The sequence below is a fragment of the Nocardia sp. NPDC003963 genome (assembly GCF_053605105.1).
On sequence record NZ_JBSGIP010000006.1, the window covers coordinates 1 to 10,888 of the forward strand.

9 protein-coding genes are annotated in these 10,888 nt (G+C 69.5%); all 9 read right to left on the reverse strand.

What is annotated here, in order from left to right:
* Positions 1 to 301 (reverse strand): CHC2 zinc finger domain-containing protein (locus tag ACWEWT_RS14780; RefSeq protein WP_452559189.1); only part of this gene is annotated, 301 nt, incomplete at its 3' end.
* Entirely contained in the window at positions 298 to 2,139 is a 1,842-nt protein-coding gene (locus ACWEWT_RS14785) for a hypothetical protein (protein WP_452559191.1), read from the reverse strand. The genes ACWEWT_RS14785 and ACWEWT_RS14780, both read right to left, overlap by 4 nt.
* Before the next feature lie 25 nt (positions 2,140 to 2,164).
* Entirely contained in the window at positions 2,165 to 3,370 is a 1,206-nt protein-coding gene (locus ACWEWT_RS14790; protein ID WP_452559193.1) for a hypothetical protein, read from the reverse strand.
* On the reverse strand, positions 3,370 to 4,356 hold the full coding sequence (locus ACWEWT_RS14795; protein WP_452559195.1) for a hypothetical protein: 987 nt from the start codon (positions 4,354 to 4,356) through the stop codon (positions 3,370 to 3,372). The genes ACWEWT_RS14790 and ACWEWT_RS14795 overlap by 1 nt, the downstream gene beginning before the upstream one ends.
* Positions 4,357 to 4,360: 4 nt before the next feature.
* Positions 4,361 to 6,628 carry a hypothetical protein gene (locus ACWEWT_RS14800; protein ID WP_452559196.1) on the reverse strand — a complete coding sequence of 756 codons (2,268 nt, stop codon included), beginning with the start codon at positions 6,626 to 6,628 and terminating at the stop codon, positions 4,361 to 4,363.
* Between the two features lie 291 nt (positions 6,629 to 6,919).
* The gene (locus tag ACWEWT_RS14805) at positions 6,920 to 7,402 is read right to left on the reverse strand and encodes a hypothetical protein (RefSeq protein ID WP_452559198.1); all 483 of its coding nucleotides are present in this window, start codon (positions 7,400 to 7,402) and stop codon (positions 6,920 to 6,922) included.
* On the reverse strand, positions 7,399 to 8,811 hold the full coding sequence (locus ACWEWT_RS14810) for a type IV secretory system conjugative DNA transfer family protein (RefSeq protein WP_452559200.1): 1,413 nt from the start codon (positions 8,809 to 8,811) through the stop codon (positions 7,399 to 7,401). The genes ACWEWT_RS14805 and ACWEWT_RS14810 overlap by 4 nt, the downstream gene beginning before the upstream one ends.
* Complete coding sequence (locus ACWEWT_RS14815) at positions 8,808 to 9,320, reverse strand: hypothetical protein (RefSeq protein WP_452559202.1); 513 nt, start codon at positions 9,318 to 9,320, stop codon at positions 8,808 to 8,810. Before ACWEWT_RS14815 ends, ACWEWT_RS14810 begins: the two co-directional genes overlap by 4 nt.
* Before the next feature lie 76 nt (positions 9,321 to 9,396).
* Complete coding sequence (locus tag ACWEWT_RS14820; protein WP_452559204.1) at positions 9,397 to 10,881, reverse strand: ATP/GTP-binding protein; 1,485 nt, start codon at positions 10,879 to 10,881, stop codon at positions 9,397 to 9,399.
* Positions 10,882 to 10,888: the final 7 nt, after the last annotated feature.

Here is a 10,888-nt window from a genome sequence, read left to right on the forward strand (position 1 = left end):
AGCGGATGGTGTAGCCGATCCGGTCGGCGGCCATCTGCACGGCTTCGGGAAACCCGATCTGCTGGTGTTTTTGGAGGAATCCGAAAACGTCCCCGGATTCGCCGCAACCGAAGCAGTGGAATAGCCCGCGGTCGGGGCTGACATGGAACGACGGTGTGCGTTCGTCATGGAATGGGCACAGTCCCTGCAGCGACGTCCCGGCGGGCCGCAGCTCGACGTAGTCGCCGATGACGTCCGCGATCGGTGCGGCCGCGCGGATGGCTTCCTTGTCGCGGTCGGGGATTCTGCCGACGCGGCTCATAGCTGTGGCCTCCTGCGTGGCCCGGCCGCCGACGTTCCCGGGAAGGTAGTCCGCCGGTGGACGGGCTTGGCGGGTAGGAAGCGCGGGGTCGGCGTCAGTTTCGGCGTGGACGCCATCGTGGTGCGGGCCCGGTCGCACCCTGAGCCTACTGTCATCTCCGACACGAGTTTGCCGTCGCTGTCACGTCGTTCCACGCGTACACCGTCGGGGATCAGACCGGTGGGCATCGGGGAGGAGGTGCGAACGCTGTCTCGATAGGCCTGGGCGACGGTGGCGTTGGTCTGTGCCTGTTTCAGGTCGCTGTCGAATTCTCGGAGTATGTCGGCCGCTGCGGGAGAGTGCTCGGGATGGTTGGCCAGCAGGTCGGTGAGCGTGGCGTACTTCTTGTCGGTGTACAGCGGGATGCTGTTCGTGTCGATGGACTGGTAAATCCACTGGTATGGGCTGTAGTCGTCGGATGTCCATCCAATTCTCGGATCGAGCCCTGTGCCGGTGCCGTCGGAGATGCTGGTCCAGACGCCCTGGAATTTCAGCTCGGCCAAGTGCTGCTCGGCCCGGCCGATCGCCTCATCCAGATACGGGGTGTACGTCCTGTCCAGATCGGTCAGTCTCACGGGCCGGCTCCACTGGTCGATCTCCTTGACAGACCGGGTCGCCTGCTCGAGGCGCCCGGTGGATTGGGCGAAGTCGAGCAATTGCGTGCGTAGGTTGTCGCGGTGCAGGGCCGTCTCGAATGCCGGATCCGCGGCGCCGGGGTCGTTGAGTTGCTGAGAGGCGACCAGGTAATCGGTTCTCAGGGAGTCGATCCGCTTGGTATTGAGGTAGTCGTCGCTGGACCGGCGCACGCGGGGACTCAATGTGGCGATGCGTTCGAGCTGAGCGACGTGCTCGGCGACGGTCATGGCATGGGTCTGCCAGCACAGTCGCTGCGCTCCCGTGACGGGATCGGGCCGGTAGATCGCCGATCCCACAATCGCGTCCGGGTTGAGGGTCCAGCTCTGGTCCAGCAGCCACTGCCGCGCCACGGACTCGCTGGGATGGTAGGAGATGCGGTTGTTGCCGCCGCTGTCGATGAGCGATGCGAAGTAGGGTGTTTCGCTCTCGCCGGCGATCAGGCGCCGCCATACCGCTAGCTCGTTCACCCGCTCGGCCAGTGCCCGGCCCGCCCCGGGCCCGGGGCCGGGCAGCGAGGCGTCGGCGTCGAAGATATCGATGAGGTCGGCGTCCGACAGTTCGGTGAGGTCGTGATGCTGATATTCACCCAGCAGCTCATTGGTATGGCGGCGTTCGGTGGAGCTGAGACCTGCCCGGTTCAGCTGGATACCGAAGGCTTCGTGGGCCTCGGCCAGCCGTTGACCGATCGAAGAGGGTCCTCCGGAGGGCAGACCGCCAGCCTGCTCCGCCGCCGCCCGCAGGTAGGTGTACCGGTGCAGGGATTCGGCGACCGACTGAAACCCGGCCTGGCGGGCGGTGTCGATGATCGCGAGCCGGGTAGCGATATCGGCGGCGGGCGGGTCACCGGTTTCCAGGCTCTGCGCCAGAGACCAGGACTCGGTGACACCGACCTCCTTGAGCCACTGCACGAGGTCGTCGCGGCGGTCACCGATCAGGTATCCGAGCCCGTCGCGTTCGCCAGCGCGCAATGTCGCCGCAGGCATCAGGACGTCGGTGAGCTGACGGAGCAGATCCAGGTCGCGGCGGAGTGCGGCTTGAGGGTCGTCTACCTCGGGCCCCACCACGTATTGCCGCAGGATCTCGGTCGCTTGGGTCAGCTGGCGGCGCTGGCCGTCGGTGTCGGTGGGTGTGCGGGGAGCGGTGGGATCGGACGGTTGGGACATGGGGGTTCTCCAATCACGGTGTGCACTAGCCGACTGCGCCGCGGGCCGTGGCCGGGGCCTGTGGTCGTGGTCGCTCGATGAGGGCGTCGGCGGCGATCAGGCGCGCGTAGACGTGAGGGGTGTGGTGGCGGAGCGCGGGGTCGGCGAGCATGGCGGTGATCTCGCGTCTGCGGTGCTGTTGTGCGTGCAGGCCGGTGCGCCATGGCGATCCGGGGTCGGCGGCGCGGTGCTCGGCGTCGAGGCTGCTGAGGTCTGCGGCCCGGGTCTCGTAGTCGAGGACCAGCGACAGCAGGTGGAGCAGATCGAGATCGGGCAGGCCCAGCAGCAGGGTGCCGTCGAACTCGGTGACGGCGGCGAGGGTGTCTTCGATGTGGGCGGCGGTGCCGGTGACCAGGTGCAGGGATTCGCCGGTGCGGGCGTCGACGATCCGGGCGCGTAGCTGCTCGGTCGTGTTGTGCTCGGCGCGGGCGTGTACCTGGTGCATGAGGATTTCGCGGGCATGGCGGACGCTGGCGACGCGGGCGTGAACCAGCCCGCGGACGGCTGGTGGCGCGGCCGTTTCGGTGTGGCCGGGCAGTTGATCCAGGGCCGCGCGGATATCGCCGTCGGGGCGTTCCAGCAATGTCAGGTCGGCGCCGCGCAGCTCGATGGTGGCGCGGCGCCGGTCGGTGGGAGTGAGCGCGCCGACGCTCAGCAGCGTCGTGATGAGGCCGCGCAGATTGGCGCGGTAGCGGCTGTATTCTTCGCCGCCGCCGTGGTGGAGTCGTTGAACGCACCAGCGGTATTCGGTGAGCAGCAACGCCAGCACCGCGGTATCGGTATCGGCGATGTGGCTGGCCGGTGACAGGTCACCCCGAGCTTCACCGGCAACGGTGAGCGCGGCCACGACCTCGTCGGCAGGACCGGACGCGTCGTACACACCGCGCAGCTGCTGCGTGGTGGTGGCCAGGTCGGCCACCGCGCGGCACGGGGCGTTTCCCGCACGCGCCCCGTGATGCTGCAGCCAGGCACGGGCCAGCCAAGCCGAGCCGAAACGCGCCCGTCGGCGGGCGCGCACCTGACTGTAGGTGGAGTCGAGGATTTCGAATCGGGCATCGAACCGGCCGTCGTCCTGGGGAGGCGGGCACCAGCGGTGCCACAGCATCGCCGCGCCGGGGGCGTCGGAAGTGTCGGGGACAGGGTGCTCTGCTGGAGGTGCTCCCCCAGGACCGGAGGCGGCGTTGTTCGTCATCAGCTGGACTTTCTGTGCGGCAGCGAGGGTGGGAGCGTGGGCAAAGGCATGGGAAGTGCCGGTACTTGCGGTGGTGCGGCGCTGAGTTCGAGGGCGGCGGCACCCAGTACCAGCGCTGCGGCGATCAGGTCCGCGGCGGTGACGGCCGAGCCGACGATGACCGCGCCGACCAGGGTCGCGACCACGGCTTCGTTCAGGCCGATCAACCCCGTGGTGACCGTGCCCAAACCTGGTGCGGCCAGCCAGTAGAAGGCGAACCCGGGACCGAGCAGCAATGCACCGATCGCGGTCAGCACGATCGACTGTCCCGCGGTGGGTCCCGAGCCCGCGCACACCGCGGTGACGAAAAGGGGCGCGCTCAGGACCGCCGCCGCCAGCAACTGCAGCCCGGCCCCGCACTCACCGCCGCGTCCGGCCTCGCGGACCACCACGGTGATCAGTGCGGCGACGCAGGCGGCGCTGGCCACCGCGAGCAGGCAACCGGCCAGGGCGGGCCCCCACGCTGTGTCCGCCGGGGCGTGCCCGGCGATCAGCCACAGCGCCACCACCACCGCACCCAGTTCCGCGCCCACCGCGACGGTGAACCCTCGCCGGCCCCGCACGATCTGCCCGAGGATCATCAGCACCGGCGCGGTGAGATGTAGTGCGACGACCACCGGCAGCGGCCCGATCCGCAAAGCGGCGATGTAGCAGACCAGGTTCACCACTTCGAGGGCCCCGACCGTCAAGAAAACAGCGGGGGCTCTGCGGAATTGCTTGATCGGGCTGTACCCACGCACGGCGGCGAAGCTCAGTAGTGCCACCGCGCCGCCCGCGGCCACCGGAGCCGCGGCCAGCCCCGCCGCGCCGACCCCGGCGATCCCCGCGCTGGCCGCTCCCCACAGACTCGTCGCCACGACCATCAGCACCAGCGCACGACCGGCAGGACGGCGACCCTGACTCCGGTGCGCGCCGGTTGCGGTGGGCGCGGCGTTCGAGAAGGCCATGGCGTCAGACCCGGGTGCCCCGCCGGGCCCCGCCGTGGGCCCGGAACGTGCGGAAGAACTGGGTGCGGCGCTGGCTGGAGGTGAAGCGCTGGGTTCGAGCCGTGTTCTGGTGTCCTGGTGGCGGGGCCGCCCGTGGGACGCCCTGGTCGGTCGAAGCGTGCGTGTCGGTTGGGGAGCCGGGAGTGTGAGGGCGGGGCAAGGAGCGTTCGGCCCAGCGTGTTCTGCGTTCGCGGCCGCGGGAAGCGTGGGCGTTGGCGGCGCGGGCGTGGCTGTCGATGATCGAGCGGACTTCGATGCGGGTGCCCGGGGCGACGCCGGTGTCGAGCAGGTGTTTGCCCAGGCCGTCGACCGCGGCCTGGTACCGGCGTAGCAGCCGGTCACGGTTGCCGTCGTCGGCGGCGACGCTGGTGACCACGGCATTCAGGTTCTCCACCGTGGTGGCCACGATCGCGGCGTCGGTGCGCGGGAGCTGATCGGGGTCGGTGAGCACGCCGGTGTTGTCGAGCAGCTGGGTCAGCCGGGTGACCACGCGGTCGGGATGGGTGGCGAAGCGTTCGCCGGCGATATCGCCGCGCAGAAACGCGCGCACCGCGTCGTTGTCGGATGGCTGGATCGGCAGCGTGTCGAGCTGCTCGGCGAATGCGCGTGCGGCGGTGGTGAACTGGGTGCGCCGCTGTTGCAGAGGGCCGCTGTCCTCGCGGAGAGAGGCCATGATCTCGCGGAGCGGGCCGTGCAGGGTATCCGGTAGGCGTGAGGCCGTCACCGGGTCGCTGGACGGGAAAACCTGTGCGTTGTCGAGGACTTCGGTGACACGGGCGGCCATCGAGGAGGCGATGTCGGCGCCGCGGTCGCGGTGCCGCGCGGAGTCGATGCCGCGTTTGGTGGCCTCGTCGACCCAGATCAAGCCCGGGATCTCGGTTTTGCCTGCGTCGATGTCGTGGATCACGGCGCGGATCTGCGTGCGTTCGACCGGGGCCAGCCCGTGCCCGTGCTCGGCGACGGCGAGAAGCTGGCGGCGCTGGTCGCGCAGCCCATCGATCAGCAGCACCATGTCGTCGGTGACCTCGGTGCCGCCGGTGGCGATGGCATCGGCATGCCGATGCGCGGTCCGCACGTCCTCCAGGTAGGTGCGCAGCAGCCCGGTCACCGCTTCGCGGTCCACCGGCTCGGGCCCGGACGCGGGCGCCGCAGCCGCCCGGCCGCGCGCGACCCCCGGCTCCGCGCCATCCTGCCGGCCGCGAGCGCCGGTCCGTGGCGGCCTCTGCTTCCTGGAGCCGGAGCCGGCATTCGGTGCGCTGCCCGGTTCAGGTGTCGGGCCCGGGTGGTCCCCACCGGTCGCGGGTGGCTCGGTGCCAGAGTCGGGTTGCCCGCCTTGGCCGGTGGGTGGTGAACCGGGGGCGGATCGGGCGTCGTTGCCCGCGCTGTCGGCAGGGTTCGGCGGGCCGGCGGTGGAGGGTTGGGGCTCGGTGGCCGCTGTCGGCTGAGGCGCCGGGCCGGAGGGCGCTGGGGTAGGCAGGTAGATGGCGGTGTCGAGCAGGTCCAGGGAGGATTGGGGAGCGGCGCCGGTGAGGTAATCGACCAGGAACAGCGCCTGGGCGCGGTCTGCGTCGGTGAGCCCGACACCGGAGAGTTGAGTTTCCAGTTCTTCGCGGCGCCGCTGGACGGCCTCGGGTTCCAGCTCTGCGCCGTCGGGGTCGCCTGGGTCGGCAGCCCAGGTGGTGAGTGCCTCACTGGCCTGCCTCTGATCGACCAGCGGCAGCGCGGTTGTGGATAGCAGGTGATTGGTCGCGGCGAGCGCAGCTTGTTCACGCTGCAGTGAAGCCGCTCGCCCGACAGTGGCCTGGACTTCGGTGGCGGGGTAGTCGGGATCGACTGTCACGGTGCTGGCGGCCGGGTCGATTTTCAGCCCGTAGTTGCTGTCGTAGTAGCCGGCCAGCTGATCCAGGGCGGTTCGCGCGACGTCGGAGCTGTCGTGCCAGGCCAGCGCGTCGGTGAGGGCGGCGGCGATATCCTCGCGCGGCTGGTCGAAACGCAGTGTCCGCAGCCGCTGTTCGGCCGCGGCGCGGGCCGCAGTGACCCGTTCGGCGTGCCGGGCCAGGGCTTGTTCGTCGCCGTCGCCGATTCGGGCCTCGGCATCCTTGATCTCGCGGATCTGCTTGGCCGCGCGGCGCATGGCCAGCGCGACCAGCAGGTAGGCCAGGCGCTGGAGAATGCCCTCGGGCGCGGGCCCCGATCGGCGGGCCCCAGCGGGTGCGGTGGCGGTGTCGGCCATGGGTGGTGCTCCTTCACGCGGAATCGAGGGGGCGGCGCAACCGGTTGCGGTGACCGGTGAGCTGCAACGGTGGGTGCGGCGGCCACCGCGTCGCCGGGGCGGAGGGGGACGCGCGCCGGCGAGGCGCGGTGGCCGCCGCAGAAGCGGACAATCCTCGCTCGCGCGCCCGGGATGCCCTGGTGTGCAGGGATATCGGGGCGCGACAGAGACCGTCCGCAGTCAATGGGCATGCGGCCCGGCGCCGGTGGACGGCGCGGCTCGGGGCGGCATGAGGGGGCACCGGTCAGCCCGTCACTTTTTCTTGCGGCTGCGCACGTCGTCGTCGACGAAGTTTTCGAATCCCGTGTCGTCGACGGGCGTCTGGTGCCGGTAGGCGCAAGTGCCGCTGGTGCAGTCGCCGAGGAGCCGACCGACGCTGTCGATGATGTCGGGATACCACTGGACGTGCCACCCGACGAGGTCTTCTCGGTAGGCGGGCTGGGTCTCTTCGGGGTCGATCATGTAGACCGCTTTGTGCGCCACCATGAGCGCGGTGAGATGTTCGCGGACTGCGCGGTGGCGGAACCAGCAGGGCTTGATCTTGGTTGCCAGCTGGAAGGCGTCGCGCAGCCACGTGACCCACTCCGTGAGTTCGGTCCACAGGTCGCGCGCCTGGTCCTGGGTGAGGTCGTTCCACGACCACGGTCCAGGTACCGGTTTCTTCTTCTTGTCGTTGCTGGCGGTCTCGGTGTTGCTGTGTTCGTCGTCGATGACGCCGGAGATCATGGTTGTCACGGCTGGCCTCCTGGGATGGGCGGGTGTCCGTTCTGGTGGTATTTGTCGGGGACCTTGCGGTCTTTCACGATCGAGTCGAAGGCAGCCAGGCAAGCTTGGACGCGCCTTTTGGTCTCGGGGACCTGCCAGACGGTGGGCAGGTGCACGGTCATCGGGCGGGCGTTGCGGTAGAGCAGCAGCCCGTGGTCGGTGTCCATCTCGCGTAGTTCGGCCGCGGTCATGATCGGCTCGTCGTGTAGCTGGTAGCTGGGGCTGCCGCGGCCGATGGTGGCGCGCCATTCTTTGCGGTTGCCGATCAGGCGCGATATCTCGTTGAGTTCGTCGCCGCGCATCCCGGGCAGGATCAGCATCGCCGGTGCGGAGTAGGCGAGCATGAGACCGCCGTGATCGCCCCAACGCTGCTGGTTCTGGCGCTGGTTGTGCGCGAACGCCCACACGGTGATGCCGCGCCCGCCGGAGTCGGAGAAGATGCTGGGCAGATCGGGAATGGGTGCGACGTTGTTGACCTCGTCGAGGATCAGCCGCACCGGCGGGTCGAGGCGGCCGGAGGAATGCTTCTGGGAGGCGCGGTCGGCGACGTGGTGGACTTCGGCGGCGAGCGCGGCGACGAACGGCGCCATCGAGCCCGAGGTCCCCTTGGACACCAGATAGAGAGTGTTGTGGTGTGCGGTGTCGAGGACGAAGGGCTCGACGGCGAAGGATTCGTCTTGGGGGACGTCGATGGCGGTCATCAGTTTCGGTGAGGCCAATGGTTCGAGCAGCCGCGCCGCTGCGGCGATGACGTCGTCGGAGGATTCGGAGCCGGAGTCCAGGATCTGTTCGAGTTCACCGGCCCAGTCCGGCTGTCTGCGGGCCAGGATTTCGCGGGCGACGGTGGTGGTGCGTGAGGACACCCATTTGCGGACCTCGCGGATGCTGATCTTCTCCAAGGCTGCGGCGTGCAGGTAGCAGCGCAGCAGGGTGGCGGCTTTGGCTTCGAAGTAGCCGCTGTTCTTCGCGCCTTCCATGGGCATGGCCTTGGCCATGGCCGCGGCGCGCCGGATCGCGGTGTCGGGGTCCTCGCAGCCGGCCAGGACCGACCAGCGGATCGGGGCGGGCCAGCCGGTGAGGTCTTCGGGATCGAACACCGCCACCGCACCGAGTTTCGCGCGGTCGGCCAGCGTGGCGCCGAGTATGTCGCGGGATTTGGTGGTGGTGGCGAGCACGAACCCGGGTGCACTGTCGACGAGTTGGTAGGCCAGCCGCCAGGTTTTACCCGACCCGGTGGGGCCTTCCACCAGCACCGCGTCACGGTGCTGCAGGTAGACGGTTTGGTTGGGGTCCTCGGCCAGCGCGCCGAGCGGGACGGCCATCTTCGCCGGATCCAGCCGCGCCCGTGCCCGTGGTGTGAACAGTGAGGGCATCTTCATTTGCGCCACCTCCCGCGCGGGGCCAGGGTGCGTTTGCTGCGTGCGGCCAGAGTGGGGAATTCGTTGGCGGCCTTGTCGCTGGCGCTGCGGGCATCCAGGCCGGCGCGACGCAGGTCGCTGCCGGTGGCCAATCCGGAGCGGTTGCGGCGGTGGCGGCGGCGGGCGTCGAACTCCGCGCGGGCCATCGCCGCGGCGGAGGCGACGAGCAGGGTGACGGTGACGATGCACATCCAGGTCAGCCACGCCGGGCCCGGCCGCGGATCGGCCGGCCACGCGGCCGCGGGGTCGCCGGGCTCGCGGACCAATCCGCGCAATGTGTCGCCGATGCCGTGCCAGCCCGGGATTGGAATGCCGTTGCCCCACAGCAGCCCGGACACGGCGCCGCCGCCGAATATCCCGCACCCCAGCGACCAGGCGCAGAACAACCCCAGCTCCAGTCCGGCCGGGAGCAGGGACCGCTCACGCACGGGCGCCAACGGCATCGATTCGCGGGAATCATTGTCTCTCAACGGGTGTGACCTGCCTTTCGATACGAGCGGCTGCACGGGCCCGGAGGCCGTGCCGGGGTGCGCAAAAGGGGGCCGGTCATGCGGCGCGCCCTTTCACGGCGGTGTCGGTGTCGGTGAGCACGATTTCGTGCGGAGAGCGAATGTGTTCGAGCAGGAACGGGTCGCGGTTGCCGATCTTGACCATGGCCTGGCCGCGTCCGAGACGCATGAGCGCTTCCTCGGTGCCCGTCGGCAGCCGGTACATGCGCACGGTTTCGCGGATGTCGTCTTCGCGGTCCTGGCCGAAGAGCACGACGATGCTGGCTTCCTGCATCAGCGCGCGGGCCGGCGAGGTCTCGTCGATATCGCTCAGGTGGTGGAACGCCGACACGGCGCCCATCCCCAGGCCGCGGGAGAGTTTCAGGTTGGCCTGGAACACTTCACCGGTGGAGCCCTGGGCGACATGCCAGCCCTCTTCGACGATGAGTATCGTCTGCTGAAACCGTGAGGACCGGGCGGCCAGCCGGTTGGCCAACCACGTGTTGATGACGGTCATCACGATCCGCAGCGCGGGCCCGTCGGTCGGTAGCGCCGACAAATCGAAGTGCACCAGGCTGTGGTCTTCGAGCGCTTCGGTGACCTCGGGGCTGGTTTCCTGGTCGACGAGGCCTTTGAGGTCGCGGTCGGCCAGCCGCAGCAGCGCCAACCCGGGTTCGGGGCCCCATTCCAGTGCGCGGTCGGCCCAGCGGTCGCCGAACATGGTGCCGTCACCGCTGTTCGGGTTCAGCAGCCGCATGGCCAGATCGCGGATGACCGGTGCGCGCCCGCGTGCGCGGGCTTCGGCGTTGACCACTTCCAGCGCCATCCCGACCGCTGCTTTCTCGCGTTCGTCGAGATCACGGCCCATGCTGTCGGCCAGCACCGCGAGCACGAGCGCTTCCTGACCGGCCGGGACGACACCGTCGAGGCCGCCGGAATGTTCACCGCCGGTGGAGATGGCGGGGTCGAGCAAGTTCACACAGGCTCCCCCACCACCGGTTTTGAACCGGATCGATGCCGCACCCAAAGCCCGTGCGATCGGCGTGTACTCCCCGGCACCGGATTGGGGTTTGCGGTCCAGAACCACCACCTGCCGGCCCGCGACGAGTTGGCGCAGGCAGAACGCGCTTTTGATCATCGACGATTTGCCGCGCCCGATATCGCCGATCAGGCACACATTGATACCGGAGATCTCGTCGCCGTAGAGCGCGAACGGGTCCAGGATCTCGAGTTCCTGGCTGATCTTGTTCAGCCCGGCCGCGACACCTTCCTGGCGCGCGGATCGGCGGCTGGTGGCCAAGTTCAGCGCTTCGGCTTGCCGTGTCGTCGACCACGCGCCCTCGCTGCGCGGCTCGTACCAGCCGAGTTTGTCCAGCCAGCGGCGTCGTTTCGGGGCGCGCCGCCGTGCCGGTGTGGTGCCGCCGGACGGGGCTGCCGGGCGGGTGGTGCGTGGGCCGATTCCGAACAGGCGCCGCAGCAGTGGGCGCCGTGCCCGGGCACCGGCGGGTGCGGGCGGGGTGGTCGGTCTGAGCGTGGATGCCATGGCCGTG